Annotated in this window: 22 protein-coding genes and 1 pseudogene; 11 read left to right on the forward strand and 12 right to left on the reverse strand. The window is 44.5% G+C overall.

Annotated features, from left to right (window positions below; all coding sequences use genetic code 11):
- Nucleotides 1-76 precede the first annotated feature (76 nt).
- A pseudogene (locus R7127_RS18280) lies at nucleotides 77-271 on the reverse strand (hypothetical protein); the annotation flags it as partial.
- Between the two features lie 127 nt (nucleotides 272-398).
- Here R7127_RS18280 and R7127_RS18285 point away from each other — a divergent pair.
- Together R7127_RS18285 and R7127_RS18290 are read left to right on the forward strand one after the other, a co-directional pair.
- Nucleotides 399-674, forward strand: coding sequence for a GNAT family N-acetyltransferase (locus tag R7127_RS18285; protein ID WP_017820514.1), 276 nt, complete (start codon nucleotides 399-401; stop codon nucleotides 672-674).
- Nucleotides 671-1,648 (forward strand): phosphotransferase, encoded by a 978-nt coding sequence (locus tag R7127_RS18290; RefSeq protein WP_017820513.1) that lies wholly within the window; start codon nucleotides 671-673, stop codon nucleotides 1,646-1,648. Before R7127_RS18285 ends, R7127_RS18290 begins: the two co-directional genes overlap by 4 nt.
- Nucleotides 1,649-1,694: 46 nt before the next feature.
- Here R7127_RS18290 and R7127_RS18295 read toward each other — a convergent pair whose 3' ends face one another.
- Entirely contained in the window at nucleotides 1,695-2,195 is a 501-nt protein-coding gene (locus tag R7127_RS18295; RefSeq protein ID WP_017820512.1) for a GNAT family N-acetyltransferase, read from the reverse strand.
- 395 nt (nucleotides 2,196-2,590) lie between these two features.
- On the opposite strand from R7127_RS18295, the gene napG reads away from it, so the two are divergent.
- From napG to R7127_RS18315, 4 genes are all read left to right on the forward strand, one after another.
- The gene (gene napG / locus R7127_RS18300; protein ID WP_262584384.1) at nucleotides 2,591-3,361 is read left to right on the forward strand and encodes a ferredoxin-type protein NapG; all 771 of its coding nucleotides are present in this window, start codon (nucleotides 2,591-2,593) and stop codon (nucleotides 3,359-3,361) included.
- Nucleotides 3,361-4,215 (forward strand): quinol dehydrogenase ferredoxin subunit NapH, encoded by an 855-nt coding sequence (napH, locus tag R7127_RS18305; protein WP_017635480.1) that lies wholly within the window; start codon nucleotides 3,361-3,363, stop codon nucleotides 4,213-4,215. The genes napG and napH overlap by 1 nt, the downstream gene beginning before the upstream one ends.
- A gap of 199 nt (nucleotides 4,216-4,414) precedes the next feature.
- Nucleotides 4,415-5,596 (forward strand): MFS transporter, encoded by a 1,182-nt coding sequence (locus R7127_RS18310; protein WP_005375129.1) that lies wholly within the window; start codon nucleotides 4,415-4,417, stop codon nucleotides 5,594-5,596.
- Between the two features lie 206 nt (nucleotides 5,597-5,802).
- The gene (locus tag R7127_RS18315; RefSeq protein WP_025768568.1) at nucleotides 5,803-6,084 is read left to right on the forward strand and encodes a YrhK family protein; all 282 of its coding nucleotides are present in this window, start codon (nucleotides 5,803-5,805) and stop codon (nucleotides 6,082-6,084) included.
- Nucleotides 6,085-6,206: 122 nt separating this feature from the next.
- Here R7127_RS18315 and R7127_RS18320 read toward each other — a convergent pair whose 3' ends face one another.
- From R7127_RS18320 to deoD, 9 genes are all read right to left on the reverse strand, one after another.
- Nucleotides 6,207-7,046, reverse strand: coding sequence for an energy-coupling factor transporter transmembrane component T family protein (locus R7127_RS18320; protein WP_005383942.1), 840 nt, complete (start codon nucleotides 7,044-7,046; stop codon nucleotides 6,207-6,209).
- On the reverse strand, nucleotides 7,043-8,773 hold the full coding sequence (locus tag R7127_RS18325) for an ABC transporter ATP-binding protein (RefSeq protein WP_318148477.1): 1,731 nt from the start codon (nucleotides 8,771-8,773) through the stop codon (nucleotides 7,043-7,045). Before R7127_RS18325 ends, R7127_RS18320 begins: the two co-directional genes overlap by 4 nt.
- A 6-nt stretch (nucleotides 8,774-8,779) precedes the next feature.
- Complete coding sequence (locus tag R7127_RS18330) at nucleotides 8,780-9,328, reverse strand: ECF-type riboflavin transporter substrate-binding protein (protein WP_005375133.1); 549 nt, start codon at nucleotides 9,326-9,328, stop codon at nucleotides 8,780-8,782.
- Between the two features lie 335 nt (nucleotides 9,329-9,663).
- Nucleotides 9,664-10,794: an HlyD family secretion protein gene (locus R7127_RS18335; protein WP_005375134.1), complete on the reverse strand. Its 1,131-nt coding sequence runs from the start codon at nucleotides 10,792-10,794 to the stop codon at nucleotides 9,664-9,666.
- A complete protein-coding gene (locus tag R7127_RS18340) occupies nucleotides 10,794-11,174 on the reverse strand; it encodes a DUF3302 domain-containing protein (protein WP_064376388.1) in 381 nt (126 codons plus the stop codon). The genes R7127_RS18335 and R7127_RS18340 overlap by 1 nt, the downstream gene beginning before the upstream one ends.
- 244 nt (nucleotides 11,175-11,418) lie before the next feature.
- Complete coding sequence (locus R7127_RS18345) at nucleotides 11,419-13,002, reverse strand: GGDEF domain-containing protein (RefSeq protein WP_064376389.1); 1,584 nt, start codon at nucleotides 13,000-13,002, stop codon at nucleotides 11,419-11,421.
- Nucleotides 12,986-14,470 (reverse strand): hypothetical protein, encoded by a 1,485-nt coding sequence (locus tag R7127_RS18350; protein WP_172563922.1) that lies wholly within the window; start codon nucleotides 14,468-14,470, stop codon nucleotides 12,986-12,988. The genes R7127_RS18345 and R7127_RS18350 overlap by 17 nt, the downstream gene beginning before the upstream one ends.
- Before the next feature lie 166 nt (nucleotides 14,471-14,636).
- Entirely contained in the window at nucleotides 14,637-16,106 is a 1,470-nt protein-coding gene (locus R7127_RS18355) for a hypothetical protein (protein ID WP_005383936.1), read from the reverse strand.
- Nucleotides 16,107-16,176: 70 nt separating this feature from the next.
- Entirely contained in the window at nucleotides 16,177-16,887 is a 711-nt protein-coding gene (gene deoD, locus R7127_RS18360; protein ID WP_005375140.1) for a purine-nucleoside phosphorylase, read from the reverse strand.
- Nucleotides 16,888-17,285: 398 nt separating this feature from the next.
- On the opposite strand from deoD, the gene R7127_RS18365 reads away from it, so the two are divergent.
- Genes R7127_RS18365 through R7127_RS18380 form a run of 4 tightly spaced genes read left to right on the forward strand, consistent with a single transcriptional unit; the run spans nucleotide 17,286 to nucleotide 21,397 of the window.
- Nucleotides 17,286-18,236, forward strand: a complete 951-nt coding sequence (locus tag R7127_RS18365; RefSeq protein ID WP_017635475.1) for a YbgA family protein — start codon at nucleotides 17,286-17,288, stop codon at nucleotides 18,234-18,236.
- Nucleotides 18,226-19,026, forward strand: coding sequence for a MerR family transcriptional regulator (locus R7127_RS18370; protein ID WP_033906723.1), 801 nt, complete (start codon nucleotides 18,226-18,228; stop codon nucleotides 19,024-19,026). Before R7127_RS18365 ends, R7127_RS18370 begins: the two co-directional genes overlap by 11 nt.
- 22 nt (nucleotides 19,027-19,048) lie before the next feature.
- Nucleotides 19,049-20,464 carry a deoxyribodipyrimidine photo-lyase gene (phrB, locus tag R7127_RS18375; protein WP_047104510.1) on the forward strand — a complete coding sequence of 472 codons (1,416 nt, stop codon included), beginning with the start codon at nucleotides 19,049-19,051 and terminating at the stop codon, nucleotides 20,462-20,464.
- 6 nt (nucleotides 20,465-20,470) lie between these two features.
- The gene (locus R7127_RS18380; RefSeq protein WP_005383933.1) at nucleotides 20,471-21,397 is read left to right on the forward strand and encodes a L,D-transpeptidase family protein; all 927 of its coding nucleotides are present in this window, start codon (nucleotides 20,471-20,473) and stop codon (nucleotides 21,395-21,397) included.
- Between the two features lie 26 nt (nucleotides 21,398-21,423).
- Here the strand turns inward: R7127_RS18380 and R7127_RS18385 are convergent, their stop codons facing one another.
- Entirely contained in the window at nucleotides 21,424-21,678 is a 255-nt protein-coding gene (locus R7127_RS18385; RefSeq protein ID WP_005375145.1) for an Lpp/OprI family alanine-zipper lipoprotein, read from the reverse strand.
- A 550-nt stretch (nucleotides 21,679-22,228) separates the two neighbouring features.
- Between R7127_RS18385 and R7127_RS18390 the strand changes: the two genes are divergently transcribed.
- Nucleotides 22,229-23,572, forward strand: coding sequence for a DEAD/DEAH box helicase (locus R7127_RS18390; RefSeq protein ID WP_172563921.1), 1,344 nt, complete (start codon nucleotides 22,229-22,231; stop codon nucleotides 23,570-23,572).
- Nucleotides 23,573-23,737 lie beyond the last annotated feature (165 nt).

A 23,737-nucleotide genomic window follows, 5' to 3' on the forward strand; every position in this document is an offset into this window, starting at 1 on the left:
GCTACGACGATTGATGGGCGTAGCCGCTCAGATCGTAGTTTCTTGATTTAGTTCCATCGAATTACGCAACAAAGCCGTGACAGCCAACAAATGTGCTGGTTGTAATAAACTTTGTACCAACGGGGGTGGTGACGTTTAAGCTCACTTCACTGCCATGTTCGACCATTGCCATTGCATCGGTGCTATTTAATGTACTTGCCTGACGTTCTGGTGCCTTCTTGCTTTGCAGAGGTAGCTTGCCGTCTCTGGCAATTGGGCTCATATTTCTCATTATAATTGTCGTACCTGATGTAAGAAGGTAATCGCGTGAGGCGAAGCAGCACTCTCGCATGGTATCGATTTTATTCAGTGATATAGTTTGATTCAATCAATCTGTAACAAAAATTAGAGAGCAAGATATGCATAAAGTAACTCATGAGACCACGAATAGTACATTCTGGGTTGATTTAGAGCAGGGTTATAAAGCCAAGGTGATTTATCAGCTTAAGGGTAATGTCATGCACATTACATCAACGGTTGTTCCTGAAGCACTGCGAGGTAAGGGGTACGGAAAAGTGATGATGGAAGCGGTGTTGCCAGAAATTGAGTCACTCGGTTATCAAATCAAACCAGTTTGCCCATATGTTATTCACTATATGGAGAAGAACCAAACGTGGTCACATCTGATCGCATGATGAGTAACAACCACCAATGCTACCAAAATATTGGCCAGGAACTCAATCTCGGTAATTACCGCTCTGTAGAAGTCATACAATCGCTATGGGGAGGCTATGGGGAGTTAGTCCGAGTTACTTATTCTACTCGTTCGGTGATCATTAAGCATGTAAAACTCCCTAAGCCTTCAGAGCATCCTAGAGGCTGGAATACGGACCGTTCTCATCAAAGAAAGTTGCACTCTTATCAGGTGGAAGTGAATTGGTATGAGTATTTTTCTGGAGGGGTGGATACTCGCTGCCGAGTACCACAAGGTCTAAAAACGTTCCAATCGGAGAATGAATGGCTCATTGTGATGGATGATCTCGCCGAGGTGGGCTTTCCAAAAGTCATCACAGATGCACAGCTAAAGCATCTACAAGCCTGCCTCACTTGGTTGGCGAACTTTCATGCGCGATACATCAATGTTCGTTCTGATAAGTTGTGGCATATCGGTACATACTGGCACTTAGCAACCAGACCCGACGAGCTTGAAGCATTGCAAGACACTGAGCTACAAAATACGGCTCAATTGATTGATCAAACGCTTTCGCAAGCTAAGTTTAAAACACTAGTACACGGTGATGCCAAATTGGCGAACTTCTGTTTTGATGAAGAAGAATCAAACGTTGCTGCGGTTGACTTTCAATACGTTGGATGTGGGTGTGCCATGAAAGATGTGGCACTGTTTATGAGTAGTGCCGTTAAGCCAGAACGTTGTGCAGAGATGGAAGTTTGGGTTTTGGATACGTATTTTGCTCAGTTGCAACACGCGCTAATGGGCTATCAACCGAATCTTGACCCTAATGAAGTCGAGCGTGAATGGCGTCCTTTGTTTGCTGTGGCTTGGGCAGACTTTCAGCGATTTGTGAAAGGTTGGAGTCCCGACCACTGGAAGATCAATCCATACACAGAAGCATTGACTCGCAGAGCGTTGGCTTACTTACGAAAGTGAGTCGAAGTTTAAAAAGAAAAGCCTCCAATTAGTAGGAGGCTTTGTTTTATCTTTGGCCTGGTCTGATGCGCGCCATGTAATAGGTATTGATGAATTCACCATCACGGAAGGAACCGTCAATCGCTTCACCCTCAATTTGAAATCCATGCTTTTTATAAAGCCCAATGGCGGCGTCGTTATCGGCATTGACCTCTATCTGAATTCTTCTCACATTTAACCAGTTATCTGCTAGTTCAGTGACTGTTTCTATCAACTTGCTACCAATACCGAGTCCGTGGAAACTATCATGTACTCCGATGCCAAACGATGCCGTGTGCATCGTTCTTGGACGTAGAGAGTGGTGAAAGCCAATATTACCGACGACTTTACCATCAATTTCAGCGACATAGCTATAAACACCATCAGGTATGTTTGACAATCTTTCCACCCACATCGCGAGCGAAGGCTTTGGGAGTTGCAGGGTTTCACGTTGTGCTTTTGGTTGTGAATAGATTTCTACGAGTGCCGCTGCGTCTTCGACGGTCGTTGGACGTACGATAATTTCCATGCCTCTCTCCTTCGCTTTTTAGTTTTAATTTTTAATCTAACCACAGTTTTCTTATTTGGATAGTGTTTTTTTATGTTTAATGGATAAATGCCTTTTAAATTAGCTTGTTATGATGTCATTTTTTGAATTTTTAGTAGTGATTTATCATCGAATTGAGCGAGTAGATTGCAAAGGTGTTGAATTATTGTACTGAGAATGGCGCGTACTGCAGAGTATCGTGGTGAATTTCATGTCGCAGTAAATAAACGCATTTAGTCAAACTGTGACGACGGCACTGTGCGTCAGTTGACTTGAATCAATAGAGGATGGGGTTACCTCCTATGAGGTATAGGGAAACGACACGTTTAGGGCTATTTATGCTTAACTTGATAAGGGAGTTTTGTTGAGGAAATAGCATGAAATCCTCTCAGTCTAAAATATCGCAAAGTCGGCGCCGATTTTTGCGTGATACAGCTCGAACTGCGGCTGGTGTTGGCGCAGCTGCGTGTGTATTGGGCTTACAATCGCTACAAAGCCAAGCTCGAGAAACCAAAGGTGTGCCTATTCGTCCGCCTGGTGCACTGCCGGAAGGCGATTTCGAATCAGCTTGTATTCGATGTGGCTTGTGTGTTCAGGCATGTCCTTACGATACCTTGAAACTTGCGACATTACTTTCACCCGTCGCGACCGGCTCACCTTACTTTACTGCACGCGATATTCCCTGCGAAATGTGCGAAGACATTCCTTGTGTTGTCGCTTGTCCGAGTGGGGCGCTGGATCCGAAACTAACCGATATTGATGATGCTCGAATGGGTACAGCGGTTCTTATTGACCATGAAACTTGCCTTAACTGGCAAGGGTTACGATGCGACGTTTGTTATCGCGTTTGTCCGCTGATTGATGCAGCCATCACGTTAGAGATGGTTCACAACGACCGAACCGGCTATCACGCCAAACTTATCCCTACAGTGAATTCCGAAGTGTGTACCGGATGTGGTAAGTGTGAACAAGCGTGCGTGTTGGATGTCGCTGCTATTAAAGTTGTCCCGACGGATTTGGCGAAAGGCAAAGTGGGCAGCCACTACAATTTTGGTTGGAAAGAGATCGACAAACCACTCGAAAATATCCTCTCTAGTGAGACGCCTGTGCCGGAAGGTGCGCTTGAATCGCTAAAAGGAGGTAAGTAATGGCAAAGAATTTAGCTCAAAATGCTGGCAAAGAAGCGCTTGAAAAGCTTGGTTGGTGGCGCGCGCATCGGTTTTTGATTTTACGTCGGCTATGTCAGTTCACCATCATTGCGCTATTTATGGCTGGGCCGACGCTGGGAATTCTAACTGGTAATCTGTCATCAAGTATGTTGCTCGATACCGTGCCGTTAAGTGACCCGTTAATTGTGCTTCAAGCTTTGGCGACAGGGCATGTTCCGGAGTTTAATGCGTTGTTAGGCGTAGTGATTGTCGTGGTGTTTTACGCGATTTTGGCGCCGCGCGCATTTTGTGCTTGGGTGTGCCCGTTGAACATCGTGACAGACTTGGCGGCGTGGTTGCGTCGAAAGCTCAACATTAAAGCGAGCTATCGTTGGTCTCCCGTGATTCGTTATTGGCTGATCCCTGTTTTGATGTTGGGCAGTGCGCTGTCTGGCGCAATTCTTTGGACATGGTTAGATCCAGTGGCGGCACTGCATCGCGGGTTGGTGTTTGGTATGGGCGCAGGTTGGGTGTTGATCGCCCTGGTGTTCGTGTTGGATTTACTCTTGGTTGAGCATGGGTGGTGTGGGCACTTATGTCCACTGGGGGCTACCTATGGCGTGATAGGCCGAAAAAGCCTGTTGCGCGTTACTGCTGTTCGCCGCGAAGATTGCACCAAATGCATGGATTGCTTTTACGTTTGCCCAGAACCAGAAGTGCTTCGGCAGCCTTTGAAAGAGGGAGATCGTCGAGTTATGGATCAAAACTGCATTAGCTGTGGTCGTTGTTTGGATGTATGTCCAGAACATGTGTTTGAATTTAAAAATCGCCTATCAGTAAAAGTCATTGATTAAGCCACTGAGCACATTTACTCATGCTTTATTTCTCTTGATACTTGAACATCGCGCTTAGCCAAGGAGTTAAGCGCGATGTTTATCTTCATAACAATATCCCTCAGCCATATCTGCTTGCTCTGGGCTGAAAATAATAATGATATTGCGAATTTGTTACATTTAAAGCTATGATGATGCCTTCATATTTAAAGGAAACATCATGACTACCTCATCGCACGGCTGGAGAACGCCGCAAAATTTCCTCCTGTTAATTTCCATTATCGTGCCCATTGCTTTTTCTACCTGGATGGCGTTGTTGAACAACTTTGTTATCGAGAAAGCAAACTTTGATGGTGCCGACATAGGCCTATTGCAAAGTGTGCGCGAAATTCCGGGTTTTTTGGCCTTTACCGCCGTGTTTGTATTGCTGTTTATCCGAGAGCAACGCTTTATGCTCGTCTCTTTGGCGATGCTTACGCTTGGTACGGCATTAACAGGTTATTTTCCCACTTTGTACGGTCTACTTTTTACAACCTTGTTAATGTCCACCGGCTTCCATTACTTTGAAACACTCAAGCAGTCTTTGTCTTTACAATGGCTATCTAAAGAAGAAGCGCCAGAAATGCTGGGTAAGTTTATTTCTGTTGGAGCTTTGGCTTCTCTGTTTACCTACGGCGCCATTTGGGTTTCGCTCGAACAGCTCAAACTTGATTTTAAAACGGTCTATTTAATGGCTGGTGGTTTAGGTTTTGTGCTCATTTTGGTGATGGCATTTGCCTTCCCACAATTTAAGACAAAAGTGCCTCAGAACAAGAAGCTCATCCTGCGTAAACGTTACTGGTTATACTATGCGCTTACGTTTATGAGTGGAGCACGCCGTCAAATTTTTACGGTGTTCGCTGGTTTCTTGATGGTAGAAAAGTTTGGTTACTCCGCCGCAGATATTACGTTGCTGTTCCTGATTAACTATGTCTTTAACTTCTTGTTTGCGAAGCGAATAGGCCGTTTTATCGGCGTTGTAGGTGAGCGCAAAGCGTTGATGTTTGAATACGTCGGTTTGATCTTCGTGTTTGTCGGGTACGGTTTGGTGCAAACGGCTGAGTGGGCGGCAGCATTGTATGTTGTCGATCATCTATTTTTCGCGTTAGCGCTTGCGATTAAAACCTACTTCCAGAAAATTGCCGACCCAGCAGATATGGCGTCGACCGCGGGCGTTGCGTTTACGATTAACCATATTGCGGCGGTTGTAATACCTGTTACGTTTGGTGTGATTTGGCTGGTTTCACCTGCTAGCGTATTTTACATCGGCGCTGGTATGGCAGCAGTGAGCTTGCTGTTGTCACTCAATATTCCAGCGAAGCCGGAAGAAGGCAACGAAACTCGCTTGTTGAAGTGGAGTTAAGTTGGTACTCACTATCTAATCATTAAAGCGAATACCTGTAATTAGACTCGCTAAAAAGGGTGCTTATGCGCCCTTTTCTTTTTATTGCAAATAGATAATCCCTCCAATGGTTGTCAATGCATGCCACGTCCGTTAGGGTTTAGAACTAAGTATTTCGAAATAACTTGGGCATAACTGACGCGAAACAATAAGAGGGGAGCTATACAGTGCAGATACATGGCAGAGAGTTGGATTTAGATCTAGGAAGCCGTCACATCGTTATTCAGCGCCGCTATGAGGCGTTAGGTGCTGCAAACGACCTACTCATTGCTATTTGGTTTTTAATTGGTAGCTTTTTCTTTTTGAATGATTCGTTGATTGAAAGTGGTACTTGGCTTTTCATTGTAGGCAGTGCGCAGTTGATCATTAAGCCCCTGATAAAACTGATGAGTTTAGTTCATGTTGGTCGTTTGAATAAGCAACTTTCTGGCACATCAGCGAGCCGCTGAAATTACCGCTTCTTTTGAATACTTGCAAGCAAGAAGCCAACAGGCGAGTTATCGAGGGGAAAGACGGAAGATAACGTGGTCACAACACTAACCACGTTATGTTCAGTTTGAAGCTTCAGAATTTAAAACGGATACCAGAACAGTTGTGTGTCCATCACACGCTTGCTGATCGCAGCAATCACTATCACCGCAATCCCAGCCATGCAGATCATATCGGCTTTGGTCAGTGGTTTTAAGCTGTACCAAGTGCGAGAGGAGTGGCGGCCAAAACCACGTAGCGTCATCGCGTTTGAGATTTGATCGGCTCTGTCTAAACTAGAGAAAATCAGAGGTCCAAGAATCTTCGCGACGTTCTTCATACGATTGAACAACGGAGCCTTCTTGCTCAGTTCTACTCCGCGTGCTTGTTGCGCGTGCATGATGTTAACAAAGTCCTTTTTCACTTCCGGCAAGTAGCGCAGCGTTAAGCTTACGGCATAGGCGATTTTGTAAGGTACACCCAAGCGGTTCAAGCTGGCTGAAAACTCCGTCGGGTGAGTGGTAAATACAAACACCAACGCGATTGGAAACATGCTGAAGTATTTCAACGTCACTGTTACTAGGTAAAACAACGTCTCTTGAGTGAGCGAGTAATTACCGGGTAACGAGAGTAAAACCGTTGATGAGCCCATGAATTCAGTACCTTGTTGCGGTGCTAACGCGAACATAAACAGGGCATTGATCAGTAATACCGTGCCTGTACCGAATAACAGCGGTTTGTAGACATGAAAGGGCACTTTGGTCATTTTCAGTAAGCCTAAACCAAGCACGATCAACAGTGCGATGATTCGCAAGTCAAATGTGGTCAACACCACCGTTACCCAAGCAATGAAAAGCAAGAACTTAGTAATGCCATTCAACTTATGAAGTGGTGATTGGGTATCGATGTAGTTGATACCAAACTTCATCTTATTGTCTTTCATGCCACCGCTTTCTCTAGTTGGTTTACGTCGTCGCTTTTTTGTTGGCGGTGCGCTTTTTCTACATTGATAAAGTGCTGCATAAAGCCATTGGTGTCTTCGATGCCAACTTTCGTAGCCAACTCAAACAGACTTGTTGTGGTGAGGTTTGCTTGGTCTAGTAGCTCTGGACTGCTGAATACCTGCGTCATTGGTGCATCCGCGACTAATTTACTGTCTGCAATCACGATAGAGCGCGTGGTGTATTCCAGCACTAAATGCATGTCATGAGAGATGATCATCACGGTTACGCCCAACTCGCGATTGAGCTTTTCGATGAAACTCAGCATAGACGTGTAGTTTCGATAGTCCTGACCTGCCGTCGGTTCATCAAGGATCAGAAGCTCTGGTTCCAATACCAAAATTGACGCAATGGTTACGCGCTTTTTCTGGCCGTAGCTCAATGCTTCGATTGGCCAGTGGCGGTATTTGCTCAAACCGCACAGCTCAAGGACTTTAGCTTCGATTTGTTTCTCTTCAACGCCACGATTACGGAGGCCGAAGGCCACTTCGTCGAAAATCATGTGATGGGAAATCATGTGATTCGGGTTTTGCATCACCACGCCCACTTTCTGGCTGCGCTCGAAGATGGTCAGTTCGTTAAGATCTTGACCATTCATACTCATTGAGCCGCTATCCGCTTCAATAACGCCCATAATCAGTTTGGTGATGGTCGATTTACCCGAGCCATTTTTGCCAAGTACAGAGACAAACTCGCCACGCTTGATGTCAAAACTCACGTCTTCTAACGCGTTTTTCTCACCGTCGTAAGAATAGGTGAGGCCACGGACTTCAAGCAAAGTCTCGGCTGGCGTTTTGGGCGGTTGTGCTGTTGAACCATCAAACCATGCTTGTACTGCCGGTTTATATTGCTCCAACGGTAAGGTAGTTAAGCTAGAAGGTTTTGCATCGCCCTCAATCGCGCAGCCTGCTTCTTTCAGTGCTGAAATATAAAGCGGTTCGCGGATGCCGTAATCTTCTAGCAAAGGCGACGCTAAAATTTCATCTGGCGTTGTATCGGCAATGATTTTGCCACTTTCCATCAAGATAATACGGTCAACTGAGCAATGCAGAACGTCTTCAAGACGATGTTCAATGATTACGATGGTTTTGCCCGTTTCGCGGTGTAGATCATCGATGATCTCGATGGTTTTTTTACCCGTTTTAGGGTCAAGCGCAGCTAGTGGTTCATCAAACAAAAGGATATCGACATCATCGACGAGAATGCCCGCCAAAGAAACACGCTGTTTCTGCCCGCCAGATAAATCGTGGGGTGAGCGTTCTAGCATCTGTTCCAAGTCGACCATTTTGGCCGTGGCTTTGACCAATGGGTACATGTCGATATTTGAAGTTAGCTGGTTCTCCAGCGCAAATGCAATGTCTTCGCCAATGCTCAAACCGACAAATTGGCTGTCCGTATCTTGCAGTACGGTGCCAACTTGCTCAGTGTATTGGTGCATGTCGAAAGGGGCGGTGTCTTGACCATTGATGGTCAATGTTCCACTGGTTTCCCCTTTGATTGCGTGTGGGATCAGTCCGTTAAGACATTGCCCAAGAGTAGATTTACCACTACCACTTGGACCGATAATGACGATTTTCTCTCCTTTCTCTATCCTTAGATTGATATTTTTTAGCGTCGGTTTGTCCAGCGACTCATATCTAAAAGAGAAGTTAGAAAATTCGATTGTCATTCGACATTAAGCCTCTGTTAAGTTACGGCTTTGCTTGTTACGTTTAGCGACAGACTTAAGAATGAAGAAGCCAACAATAGCAATAAGAATGGTGTTACCGATCGCGATAATAGAAAGCTGGGTAAACACTTTAGTGAACGGTTCTGCGTATAAAATCGTGTCGAGGAATGCAGAGCAACCGTAACCAAATACGTTGCCTAATAGCGCAAGTACTACGAATAACGCGAAGTCTTTCATATTGAAATCACCTTTCTCCAAACGGTAGCGCGTTAGAGAAGGGAATAGACCGATAATCAAACCAACAATACCTGAACCAAGTACCCAAGTGAGCCATACGCCCCAACCTGCAAATAGGTCAGTAACCCAGTGACCAATAAAACCAACCAAGAAGCCAACAAGTGGTCCAAATAGTACTGAGAACAATGCTAATACTGCCATTGCTGGTTTTAGCGTTGTGTTTGCAAACACAGGGATGCCAAACATAGGTAAGCCGCCGATACCGTAAAGAGCAGCACCGATTGCAATAACCACAACAGTTTTAGCGGAAAGATTCATAGATAACCTCAGTTCAATAGTCGATTTTAAAGAACGTTCATTTATATTGTTGGAAAGCGTTAGTTATTTGATTGTGTAACATATATTCAAAACAACCAAGCTGCTTATTGTTTGCTCTATTTTTCTTCAGGAAATGTGTGATTTGATTCACGCATCCCTTTGACTGGCTTTGGTTTTAGCAAGCATTAAAAATAAGGCGCGCATTATACAGAATATTAATAAAAGTGGGAATGCTATCTATCTGGATGGCTAGAATGAATCAGGAGCTGATCGTCAGCCCCTGATTACACGGTTTGATGTTATTTTTACCAATAAATGAATGCGCTATATGTTCATTAATGGTCGAGGTATAAATAGTTCTGCCAGCTCTTCATACGAATAAGCACTTTGCGCATCACTGATACGTGAGTAAAGCTGTCTGAATAAACTGCAACTTCAACCGCAGTACCCATTGGTAGGTGGTATCCACTCAAGTCGTCGGTAATTTTCAGCTTCGCAAAAACACGTCCGCTCGTGCGCAAGGCATCAGTCCCAAGCAGAGCGCCTCGCGCTTGAATTTGGCTTTCACCAATGGCCGGAATCACGTCAATGACTTCGCCACGGAACACTTTGCCCGGAATTGCGCGGAACATAAATTCTGCTTCAAAGCCTGGCTTCAAGCGTTGTAATGAGTTCTGTCTGAATGCCGCGGTGTACGTAATGTCTTCGGTATGTACGAAGGTCATTGCCGGGGCAAGTGGCAACGGCACAGCCATAACACCAGGACGCAAAGCCAATTGCGTAACGTAACCATCGGTTGGCGCACGAACGACGGTTTGCTCTAGGTTAAACTCTGCTTTACGCAGCTCGGCAAGAAGTTGCGCGACTTGGGTATTTTCGCCTCCGATTTCAGAGTCCAGAGCGATTTGCGCTTGTTCTTGTTGCAAAATCGCAACGTCTAACATGGCTTCTGCCGCTTTATACGCTTGGCGTCGAGTATCTAAATCTTGTTCAGTAAACGCGCCACGATCAAAGCCCCTTTGATATCGGCTAAACTCCCTTTGTGCTTTATCTCTGTCCGCTTGCGCTTTCAATACAGCAGCTTCTGCTTCTCTTAGATCAGACTCTAAACCCAACGCACCTTGGCTTGCTTCTTTGACTTTCGCTTCAAGGCGAGCAACTTCTGCTTCAAAAGGCACAGGATCGATTTTGAAAAGAATATCGCCCGTTTTGAGCGGTTGGTTGGCTTGGACTGGCACTTCCACCACGCGGCCACGCACGCCAGAGACGATAGGCGTAGTCGGGAACACTTGGTTACCCAATTGCGTAAATGGGTGGTTGTAGTTCATAAGCAGCACGAGTGTGCCCACTAACACTACGCCGCCAAGTACGGCGGTTGGAACGGTCCATTTGTTTAGAGGAATATTGAAAATTTTAAAAATGGCAATACAAAGAGCTGCGTAAGTCAGAATCAGCAATAAGTCCATTATTCGTCCTCTTTACTTTGTTCAGGCAAAGGCTTTTGCTGAATCTTTTGTTGTTTCAACATCGATACTTGGTTTTTGAGTTCGTTGACTTCATCGATGAGTTCTTCAAGGCGGTGATGAATGTCGTGTGTTTCTTGTTCTAGTTGTTTAAAACCCCAGCCGCGTTCCTTGCGCCATAATGTTGCCCAGATCCATAAAAATGGCCACAGCGCATGCAAAGTGAAAAGGCTGACCCAGCCAGCGTAGTGAATTGCGTCTTGGTGCGGGTGCTCTCTCTCTTTGGCGATTTCATATGGAATATCATGGATGACAATGATTCCGTAAAAGATCACTAAAGCAACGAAGATGAGTAACCCAAGTGCAAAATAGTCTAGAAACATCTTACCTACCTGTGCGTATTGCGAAATGGAAAATCTACGTAAATTAACAATTTAAGTATTTGTCTTAACTACAGGTGAATCAAGCGGTTTTTATGTAGGAATTATGTTTATGCGATGTAAGTATCCACTGATGTTTATTGGCAGTTAAGGTGTTGCTGAGTACTTATTTAAACAAGCAGTGAAGTGATATAGGAAGGATAAGTAAAAAGTATACTAAAGCCCCAGGTGTCAACCGGGGCATGGTTTAAAGTTCGGTACAGACTTGGTTTCTGCCATTGGCTTTGGCGCGATAAAGAGCTTTGTCTGCACGATAAAAAGTTCGCTGAGTATTCTCGCCTTCTCGATGCAAGGTAATCCCTATGGATACTGTCAGCCCCCGTTCACCAAGAATATCGTCCCAACCATATTGATAAATCCGTTCACGATAATTCTCGGCATGCATTTCTGCGCGTTCCAGTTGGGTATTCTCAAGGATCACGAGGAACTCTTCACCACCAAATCGTACGCACGATGCGCCTTTAAATCTGAAGTAGGACGCCAGTTCCTGTGACACACTTTTGATCGCTTTGTCGCCAACCAAGTGGCTTAGTTCGTCATTGATAGATTTGAAGTGATCGATATCGATGACCATCAATGCAAATGCAGTATCGTGCAGAAGTAGATCTTTTAGTTTAACTTCTAACCAGCGTCGGTTGTGTAAAGACGTAAGTGGATCGGTAAAGACGTCCTGCTGTAGCTGAGCAACAGTATTTTTATGCTGCTTGGTGGTTTCTTTTAGTTCTTTGTTTTCTAGCTCTGACAAAATGAGTTTGAGTCGTAACTCAAAGCGTGAAAGTCGGCGTAGTTGAGCAGACCCTAACTCACCGATCGGAATATGTTTTACAAGATCAGATTCGATTCTATGCGCTTTTTTTTCACAATTTAATGCTTCTTGATACAACCCTTGAGAGGCGTAAACTTGACTCATCGCGTTATAAAAATGCTGAGTAACGATAGGAGATAGCTGCTTTTGAATCCTTTTACTGATGGAGTCCAACGTTAAATTAGCTAAAGAGGTGTGCCCTACACCGTTTAGACAATACGCAGTCTCAATTTTGACCATCGTAGATAACCAGTATGTCGTGGCACTACCCGTTGTATACTGAACATTCGAAATAGCCAGCAACGCACTGGGGTAGTCTTCTTGCAGACGATGTAATTTGGCTCGGTAGAGGTGAATTTGTGCGGCGAGGTTTTTATCACTGACGAGAATGCTCAGTTCTTCACATTCACTCAATAGCTCTTTGGCGTCTGCGGTACGGTTCAAGCTGATATAACAGGCAAGCATGTACAGCTTGTAACGAAGGCGTAGGGATCGACTGCCAATAGCGTGATCGATAGCATCTATTTTTTGATAATAACGTAATGCACGTTGGTGATCCCCATAGGCATCGCACAAATTACCCATTCCAATAATGGCCAATACGTACTCATCAATATAGCCGTACTCGACGGCGATATTGGTTGAAGCAACATACTCGGTTAATGCCGCATTGTAGTCACCTACTTCAACTAAACGCTCACTCAAGCTTGCTTTCACAGAAAGAATATCTTCTACATCCTCTGGTAAAACAAGCAACTCAAGCGCTTGTTTCAATTCACTAATGCTGTCGTTGAGCTGTTTGATCTCTCTTCGATACTCGGCGCTAATGATATAGCAATGCGCTTTCTCTCGGTTTGTTGACGCAATATGTAACCCTATGTGTTCCCATAGCGTAATCGCTTCTTCACCTGAAACGGAAGAAGGATCGATACCTGCGTCAGTCACCTTGCTAAGCAGTTGTTCCATTCTTCATTACCTCAATATAACTTTCTTCGAGCTGTTCTAACGTGAATGGGAAGGTCAGGATATCTTGCAAATACAGTATCGGTTTAGGGCCTTTGATTCCGCGTCGCTTCCATGGATAGATGTCTAACATCGCTTGGACAGTGCGGTAGACCTCTTCTGCTGCTTGACCTTTTTCTGCAATTAACATTGCTAGCCTGTTACTGGAAATTCTCGAGATGAGGTCGCTGGAGGTTGTCAATGCATGAACGAGCTCGGTACAAACATCGAGAACTTCGGGGTTTGAATGCTGAATCATAATGATGGCGTGGTTAGAGCGTTTGAGCTCCGTTTTAAACAAAACTAACTGTTCCCACCAGTAGGTCTCAGAAACGACATTAGAGAACTGTTTTTCAGGGTCGTATTCGTGTTGAGAGCGAATATGATTGATCAGCTTACGTGCTCGCTGCTCTAGTTGGCGTTTAGAGCCTCTTGCTTTATCCATGCTGATTCGGTGAGTTTGTTCTTTGAGCATTTTGAGTGCGTGCTTACGGTATTTCTTGAACGCGTTAAACGCAGACTCAAAGTCTCCTTGTTCTTCAGCGACTCGTGATTGTTGGAAGCAAATTTGGCTGAGTAGCTCACCGTGGTCGAAACTGAGTGCAGACTCTTCTGCTGCAAGTAGCAACTTGGCAGCGCTGTCTGTATTTTGGCGCAAAAGCTCAAGTCTTGCTCGGCTAATAAAAGAGTGTGCTTTCATCCAAACGAGATCATGCTCAATGGCGAGCTGGTGGGCTTTTTGGGTGGCTTCTTCGGCCGCATCAAGGCGTTCTAGTCCAAGCAGTGCTAACCCTTTAAAGTCCCAGATCTCGGCTTGCCACGTACTGTCACCATGATCTTTTAATACTTCGGTTGCTCCATCCAGTACCGTAAGCATCTCGACAAACTTATTTAGTAAGTAATAGTCCCAAGCTAATAGGATGCGCGCTTTGCCTTCTAACCAAGCAATACGAACATTGTTTGCCACTTTAACGGCTAACTCATGAGTTGAAGCGGCAAGTTGGTGTTCATTAGTGATGCGCCATACATTACCAAGCCCAATTAGAGATTCGATTTGAATTTCAACATCATCAACAAGAGCAGATTGTTCGAGCGCATTAATCCAATATTGTTGCGCGGAATAATACTTTGCTTGGCCCCAATATTGGAGTGCAAAAAGATGGAGAATTTCCGGGAGATGATCGTCGGTTTCAAGCTGTGTTTGTTTGCTGTAAGCGTCTTTGACGAGTTTTAAGCCTTGTCGGTAATCCATTAGGCACCAACAGCATTGCGCCATGATGAGTAAGGCTTTGATCTCTCCGTCCACAAATAAAATTTGTTCCGCGCGGATACGATATTGCTGCGCAATATTAAAGGTATGTTTAGGGGCCGATTTTATTTGGCCTTTAAGCTTAGTGAGATCATCTTCTAGCTGAATTTGGTTTTTATCCAACGTTCACATCCATGACTATCGAACTGGAAATCACACCTAATATTAAGTGGTTAGATGCATGTTTCTTTACCAAAGCGATGCGGATAACGTTTTGGTAAACGATCAGGGGCCGTAATGTATACCGTTACAACCCCTAATTACTACATCTAAATTACCAATAGAATAGCTACGATAGGAGCTGTTTGATTGTCAAAGGTGCATCAGAGACTTCCAACCTTTGTGCAGCGGTAAGACCTTGTTTATCCTGATAGCACAAATTATGCCAAGCTCTGAATATATCTAAAAGAGGTAAAATACCAGCAGGTCGTAATTTGCGACGTGGCTCGTTAATGAAGCTTTCGAAAAGAATCTGAAAGCGGTTTTGATAAAACTTCACATGACGAGTTGTCGCAACGTTAAACCATTTTTCAGGCTCATTTTGATCGCCAGCGAGGTAGCAAATGCCTTTGTGGTTTTCGTTTTGACTAGAGATTGCCCAACGATCGCGCCACCAACTCATATAGGCGATATCGACTTTGCCAAAGGGAGTGCTCATGTCCCAACTAGCGTCCTCTTCTACGTACATCAAGTCGACACTTTTCTCTTTAATACGAGGTAAACAAACGCTCAGTGCAGCTGAACGTAGTAGGGGATCTTGAGGCATGTATAGAGATACACGTTTGTTTGGGCAGCACATATCAAGTACGTGCAAATAGTGTGCATACGAGGTGTATGGCGGACGGACTAATGCCCCTTTTGAAGGGTAATGAAATACAGATAGATTACCAAGAGGGTCTTCTACGTTACCGCGAGCCAAAATTGTTTGGTATTTTTGGTCAATTCGCTCTCTGAGGTGATGAGAAGGTTCCGCAAGCGGCTCACTTGCTTCCGCTACGTACTCCTGGGAAACAAAACGAGACACCTCATCGTAAGGATTATGATCGAGCGTTGCGATTGGCTCTTCATCAGCGGAATAATTGACGTGCTGGCAAAGAATATAGCCAGAATGCGCTTCGCCAGAAACAATCCAATACACACCATTATTGCTGTTCGGTTGCAATGCAATATAGTTTGAGGCCAATTCATAATGCGTTGCGTGGTTTACCCAGCGCGCATCAATGGTTGCCAGCTTGCGGCGGCAGCGGCTAGCTATATGGTCAACATGATCGTAAAAGGTTTTTGGATTAATACTAAGCTTGCGGCAGATTTCTCGTACGGAATATCCCGTAAACAATAAACCCATCAAGTTCTCTTGAAATTGAAGCTTCTTGTTGGCACCAGACCACTTGTCGACAAAGGTACTTTGACACACTTTACAGCGGTAACGTTGGCGATCGCCACTGTAACCGAAAGCGTGATAGAGGTGTTTGTGAGTGTGGACAGAAAGTCCAAAGTTGTCGCAATCATCATTACGGCAAGCAGGCAACCCGTCACTGTGGACGTGCCGCAGGCGATGAAGTTCGTTCACGACATCGCGATTATTAAGTAAGGGGGGGAAAGCTCCACATTCACGGCATACCATCGCCGGACGCTTAGGGTTCGCATGTTGCAGAACGTAACGCTTTGCATCACTCAATCCAAAGTTGTCACACGCCAATGTTTTACAAAAGTTGAGTTGTAACCCATCTGCGTCTTTTGGCAGTTCGCCGTTAGACACAATCGCCCCCTCGGGATAATTCGGGCAGCCAGCATAACTCTGGCTGCAAATTATTACTTACTATTTGTTCTTAGATGTTGATTGCAGTTTCTAGTGCAACTTTCATCATGTCGTTGAACGACTTCTGACGCTCTTCTGAGCTTAGTTTTTCACCACGGATGATGTGGTCAGAAACTGTCAGGATAGTCAGTGCTTTCGCGCCTAGGTCAGCTGCTACGCCGTAGATACCAGCCGCTTCCATGTCTACACCTAGGATGCCTAGTTTTTCCATCTTCTCGAAGATGTCTGCTTCTGGTGTGTAGAACAGGTCTGCAGAGAATACGTTACCTACTTTTACTGGCACTTCCTGAGCGCGTGCTTGGTTAACTGCTTCTTCTAGAAGACCGTAATCAGCGATTGCTGCGAAATCGTGGTTGTTAAAACGGATACGGTTAACTTTAGAGTCTGTAGAAGCACCCATACCGATAACAACGTCCATTAGTTTCACGTCGTCACGTACTGCACCACAGCTACCCACACGGATAACGTTTTTCACGCCGTATTCAGCGATTAGCTCGTGTACGTAGATACAGCAAGACGGGATACCCATGCCGTGGCCCATTACAGAAACTTTTTTGCCTTTGTAAGTGCCAGTAAAGCCGAACATGTTGCGAACGTCACAAACTTGTTTCACATCTTCTAGGAACGTTTCAGCGATGTATTTAGCGCGCAACGGGTCGCCTGGCATCAGAACTGTTTCAGCGAAATCACCTGGTTGTGCGTTAATGTGTGGGGTTGCCATAAGTGCTCTCCAAAGTTTTGTTTTGATAAAACGCCTCTATTATAGAACGCTATTACCAATTCTGTTGAACTTGTTCGTTTTCGTTGAGGCAATAATATCGGGACGTACAGTAGCCCCTTGAGAGCTTAGTCACAAAAACCACGCATTTAGAAACTGCAACTCCTATTGATAACTAAATCTGTTGAAACCAAAAGAGCAATCGATTTGCTTTTGAGCAGTTTGTCGATTGCGCGCACAAATTCTTTGTTTTTGGGCCAAACTTTTTTCTGAAAGCTGGTTGATCGAAATACTTTCGAGTGAAGTAAAACGATTAAATTGTACAACTTATTTTCTTGTACAATCTGGAAAGGCTTGCTATAAGTTATACAACAAAACTTTTTGTATAGGGATGCGTCATCATGGAATCTTCGATCAAAGTAGGTATCAGTTCGTGTGTTTTGGGTGAACGAGTGCGTTTTGACTCTGGTCATAAGGTGAGCAACTTTGTGACTAAAGAGCTTAGCCCGTATTTTGACTTTATTTCGGTATGCCCTGAAGTCGGCGTAGGTATGCCAGTACCCCGTCCAACCATTCGTCTTGTTTCTAATGAAGAGCGTGTTGCATTGGTTGAAACCAAAAATCCAGAAAATGATCATACCGACAATATGCTCACTTACTCGGCCAATAAAGTAGATGAACTTCAAAGCGAGCAGCTTTGTGGTTACATCGTTTGTGCTAAGTCACCAACTTGTGGCATGGAGCGAGTCAAGGTTTACAGCAAGAACAGTGCTGCGAAAGAAGGTGTTGGCTTGTATACACAAACATTGATGCAAAAAATGCCTTGGTTGCCTGTTGAAGAGGATGGCAGACTTAACGACCCTGTATTGAAAGAAAATTTTATCACTCGAGTATTTTGTCTAAATGACTTTTACGACTCGATGGATGGTGAGCCTACTCGTGGCAAAATCATCGACTTTCATTCGCGCTACAAACTGACGTTAATGGCACACCACCCAGAGTCATACCGCTCCCTTGGCCGCTTAGTCGCTGATGTCGCTAATTATGAAATTGAAGACTTTTACCAAGAGTATCGTTTAGGACTTATGAAGGCGTTAACGAATCGGGCTAGCCGCAAAAATAACACAAATGTGTTGATGCATTTACAAGGATACTTCAAACGCTCACTAACTAAAGAAGAAAAAGAAGAGTTAGCGACAGTGATTCACGACTACCGTATCGGAATGCTGCCTCTGTTAGCACCACTTACATTGATTAAGCATTACTTAAATACTTACCCAGACGAGTATTTAGCAAAACAGAAGTTTTTAGAACCGTATCCGCAGGAGATGAGATTACGCTATGGTTTGTAGTTCAGAAGAAAAACTATACGCGATCCGAGATGTCGCAGAAATCACGGGTGTAAAACCAGTTACGCTGAGAGCTTGGCAACGAAGATACAACTTGATCCAGCCTCAGCGAACAGAAAAAGGACACAGACTCTATCGCCAGCAAGATCTCGATACGATTCGCGAAGTCCAGAGTTGGCTCGCGAAGGGGATTTCGATTGGTAAAGTGAAGGGGCTGCTAGGAAAAAGCGCCGATGTCGAAGTCAAAAACGAGGTTCGCACACTCGAAGAAGTTGAAAACATGCTGCTTGCGCTGTCTACCCTGAATCGAGGAAAAGCAGAGAGTTTACTTGCCTCTGTTCTTAAAGAGTATCCACTAAAACTCGTTATTGATCAGTTTATTAGCCCAGTATTTGATGCGCTAGACATGGTGAAAGGATCGCTGCGATCTTTACAGGTCGGGTTATTTCAGACTTGTTTGATCACTCGACTTGCCCTTGTTATCGATTCTGAAAACAAAGCCGCTTCCAAAGGAAAGTGTCTGCTCATTAGCTTTGAACAAAACAGAGAGTCTGAGAGTTGGATTCAAGCAGCGAAGCTTTGCGAACAAGGGTATCACACGACTTTGATCGATAAGGTTGATGATGTTTCTGGTCTACTAGATCACGAGGTCGTTGAAAATGGTTCGTTTATCTACCTTTTCTCCAACAAAGCGCTAGCTGCTAAACAAGTAGCGTCCATCAAAATGCTTCACGCACAACTAGGTGATCGGATGGGGTGCTCTGAAGTGATAGAGAAATTACACCTAACTTAGTAGACAAAAGATAGGAGCTACCATGATTTTAGTATGGTTTCGACGTGACTTACGTACGTTAGACCACACGGCACTCAAAGCGGCATTGGATTCAGGTCAGCCTGTCGTCGCTTGCTTTATCGCGACGCCAGAGCAGTGGCGGGAGCATCACATGGCGCCGATGCAGGCAGACCTCATTGCTCGTCGCTTAGCTTGTCTTAACGAGGAGCTTGAAAGCCTTAATATTCCCTTTTTGTACAAAGAGGTACCGTCGTTTTCCGATTGTACAGATGTGATTAGTGGGTGGGCGGAAACACTTGAAGCTACGTCTGTCATGGCAAACATTCACTATGAGGTGAACGAACGAGAGCTCGATACACAAGTAAGTGAAGCGTTAGCTTCTCACGATATCGAATTTGAACTGTTTCATGACAAATGTGTGCACGCGCCAACGACGGTTCTTAATAAGCAAGGCGAATATTTTAAGGTGTTTACGCCATTCAAGCGTGCTTGGTTAACGCAGTTCCATATGCCGACGGTAGTAAAACCTCACGAGCAAGCGCCACTCAATAAAAAGGTACTCGAACAATTAGAGTCGGCTCGATTTAATTCAAGCTTCACATTTAGCTATCCTCGAGAATCCAGTGAAGACTGGCTGGCTTCGACTAATGATATTTTGAAGCAGCTTAGGGAATTTGCACGGGAGCGCAGTGACGCGTATCAAAGCGAGCGAGACTTTCCAGCTATTGATGGCACTAGCCAACTGTCTCCATACCTTGCGATTGGCGCGCTATCACCAAGGCAGTGTATTGCTCGTTTGTATGCTGAAAATCAACAAAATGACCTTACAGAAGGGAAAGCAACTTGGTTAAGTGAGATCATTTGGCGTGAGTTTTATCAGCACCTATTGGTTTTCGAACCAAAACTCGTCAAAGGCAAAGGATTTATCGATTGGGAGGATAAAATCCAGTGGTCCTATGATGAGAAAGCCTTTGAGCGATGGAAGACAGGAACAACAGGATACCCAGTCGTTGATGCAGCAATGCGTCAGCTCAATCAAACAGGTTGGATGCACAATCGATTACGTATGATTGTCGCGAGTTTTCTTACCAAGGACTTACATATTGATTGGCGATGGGGAGAAGCGTACTTCATGAGTAAGCTGGTGGACGGCGATTTTGCAGCGAACAATGGTGGCTGGCAATGGTCTGCTTCTACGGGCTGTGACGGGCAGCCATACTTTCGTATTTTCAACCCGATAAGCCAAGGCGAAAAGTTCGATGCTAATGGTGAATTTGTGCGCCACTGGGTACCAGAAATCAAAAGTGTACCGAACAAATACATCCATAAACCTTGGACTTGGGAGGGCTTTTCTTTACTGGAATATCACAAGCCGATGGTTGATCACAAGACAGAAAGAGAGATAACCTTACAGCTCTTTAAAAGTGCCAAGGAATAGAGTGAAATGCTTAGCAAAAAGCGATCAATGAGTTTCGCAAAACGTACCCTGCTATCTGTGTCGTTATCTTTAGTGAGTGGTCTATCATTCGCTAAGATGTACGAATTACCAGAGGATGGAAGCCGTTTAATTGGTCGCCTTGAAAACCACGTCGTGCAAGAAGGCGAAACCATGGCAAATATCGCTAAGCTCTACGATGTGGGTATGCTAGGTTTAATGGCCGCAAACAAAGGCGTGGATCCCTTCTTACCAGAAGAGGGGCATGTTCTTACTATTCCGACACAGCTAATCCTCCCAGACGTACCTTATAAAGGTATCGTTATTAATCTAGCCGAGCTGCGCTTGTATTACTTTCCGAAAGGAGAAGATATTGTCCATGTATTTCCTGTCGGAATTGGCCGAATAGGGCGCGATACCCCAGTAATGACAACGCGTATCAGCCAAAAACGACCGAACCCTACATGGACTCCTCCAGCCTCTATTCGTGCCGAGTACAAAGCAAAGGGCATTGACCTACCAGCCGTTGTTCCTGCGGGGCCTGATAATCCACTTGGTATGTTTGCATTGCGTTTAGCTTACGGGAATGGCGAATACCTAATTCATGGTACCAACAAGGACTTTGGGATTGGTATGCGAGTCAGCGCGGGTTGTATTCGTATGGACCCAAGTGACATTGAGTGGTTATTTGACAAGGTTCGTAACGGCGAAGACGTTAACATCATTAACCAGCCTATCAAAATGACACTTGAGCCTGACAGAAGTGTGTTCTTAGAAGCACATGAGCCTTTGACTCGTAGTAATGGCGAGAAAGATGAACTCAAAGTGCCGAAAGAGTTAAAGTGGTGGCTGGATGAATTCGGTATGAAAAACGTGAAGGCTAAAGCAGCAATCGCTGCACAGAATGGGGTTCCTGTCGAAATAACCGCGCCTTAACGGGCGTTAAGACGCGGTATCAAATCTTACTTAGTGTAAGACTGAGCGATGTTATCGATACGCTCGTTAGCACGCTCAGCTTCTTCTTGAGCAGCCATTGCTGCTGCGCCTGATTTTTGAACGTCAGATTGAAGAGCTTGTACGTCTTGGCTTAGTTGGCTAACTTGGTTGCTTAGTTCGTCTAATTTTGCTGCATTTGCTGTAGCTGCGTCATCAGAAGAAGCACAACCGGCTAGTAGAAGTACTGAAGTTGCTGCAGCTGCGATCAACGTTTTGTTCATATAAGAACTCCTTGCTTATAGTGAAAGTCTCGCCACTAACTATTATTTTATACAGTAGCGAGGTTAAATGTGGTTACATTTTATCAGTACATGATGTAGCAAAAGTCAAAAAAACCCAAGAATTTCATGGAGTACCTGACGTCAACTTTTACCTGAACTTAACAAAGTTTAACTACCTATCCTTTATTTCGTTCTCACAACAGTTTTCATAGCAGGTGTATTTGCCACGTTCCTGATATCAATAATTTAGACGATATTGACACAAATGAAAGTTTATTGGCCCAAATAACTGCTATTTAAGTCGTTTTGTTGATGGATAGAAGGCATATTTGAACGGCTTTTCTCTAAACTTCCTGTCCAGCTGCTCATCAAAAAGGCTAGTCTTTGCTCTGAACTGAGCCACAAATGATGTTTTACCGTTACCACAGGGAATTAGTTTGTGTGATCTCTATCTATACTCCTATGATTTGCGGTATTATACCGAGCTTTATTTTTTTGCTGCGTTAGAGCGGAAACGACACTACAGAGCGCTCAGACGCTGACTGATTTATTGGAGAATACTTTGCAATTTAAAGATCTAGGCCTAGACAACCGATTGTTGAAGAACCTAAAACACTACGATTTTAAAAAAGCGACTGACATTCAGCAACAGGCGATTCCTGTTGCGATTGCAGGCAAGGATCTATTGGCATCTTCGAAAACAGGTTCGGGCAAGACTTTGGCGTTTGTATTGCCAATGCTTCATAAGTCTTTAAAGACAAAATCGTTTTCTGCGAAAGACCCTCGCGCGGTAATCCTTGCTCCTACTCGTGAGCTAGCGAAACAAGTATATGGTGAGCTTCGTTCTATGCTAGCTGGCCTATCTTATGAAGCAGCACTGATTTTGGGTGGTGAGAACTTTAACGATCAGGTAAAAGCTCTGCGTCGTTACCCGAAATTTATCGTGGCGACACCAGGACGTTTGGCTGATCACTTAGATCATCGTTCGCTTTATCTGGATGGTTTGGAAACGCTGATTCTTGACGAAGCAGACCGTATGTTGGATTTGGGCTTTGCACCAGAGCTTCGTCGCATTCATAAAGCAGCCAAGCATCGTCGTCGTCAAACGTTGATGTTCTCTGCGACATTAGATCATGCAGACGTCAATGAAATCGCGGCTGAAATGCTCAATGCGCCAAAGCGAATTGCTATCGGCGTTTCTAACGAAGAACATAAAGATATCACGCAAAAATTTTACTTGTGTGATCACCTAGATCATAAAGAGGCAATTTTAGCTCGTGTTCTTTCTGAGGCTGAATACCGTCAAGTTATTATCTTTACGGCAACGCGTGATGATACTGAGCGACTAACAGAAAAGCTGAACGAAAAGAAACTGAAGGCTGTAGCACTAAGTGGTAACTTGAACCAGACTCAACGTAACACCATTATGAGTCAGTTTGAGCGCGCAGTATTTAAGATCCTTGTAACGACTGATGTTGCTTCCCGCGGCTTGGATATTGCAACTGTGACACACGTCATCAACTTCGATATGCCAAAGCATACCGAAGAATACGTACACCGAGTTGGTCGTACTGGTCGTGCTGGAAATAAAGGGGATGCAATCTCTCTTGTTGGTCCAAAAGACTGGGATAGCTTTAAACGTGTAGAATCATACCTACAACAAGCTCTTGAGTTTTCAGTGTTCGAAGATTTGAAAGGTAAGTTTAAAGGCCTTAAGCCACCTAAACCAGATTTCCGCAATAAGAAAGCGACAGCAAAGAAAGCTCGCCCTCAAGCGAAAAAATCGGCGAAAAAACCAGCTAAGCGTGACAAGAGCTTCTACAAAAACGTATCTGTGGGTGATGATGTCTTCATCCCTAAGAAAAAACCAGCGGCACCGAGCTCTGAAGAGTAAAAGCTGCTGTAGTTTCCCATTGATTTTAGTTCTTAAAAATCCGAGTGTTCGCACTCGGATTTTTTATGTCTGTCGCTAGGTGAAATAGCGTCTTTCCATACTCACTCGTTAGTCAGCTTTTATATCTGTCTGGTTGTATATAAACAGCATAGAACGCTAATTTAG

The sequence above is a fragment of the Vibrio sp. 1159 genome (assembly GCF_033340395.1).
GTDB lineage: Bacteria > Pseudomonadota > Gammaproteobacteria > Enterobacterales > Vibrionaceae > Vibrio > Vibrio alginolyticus.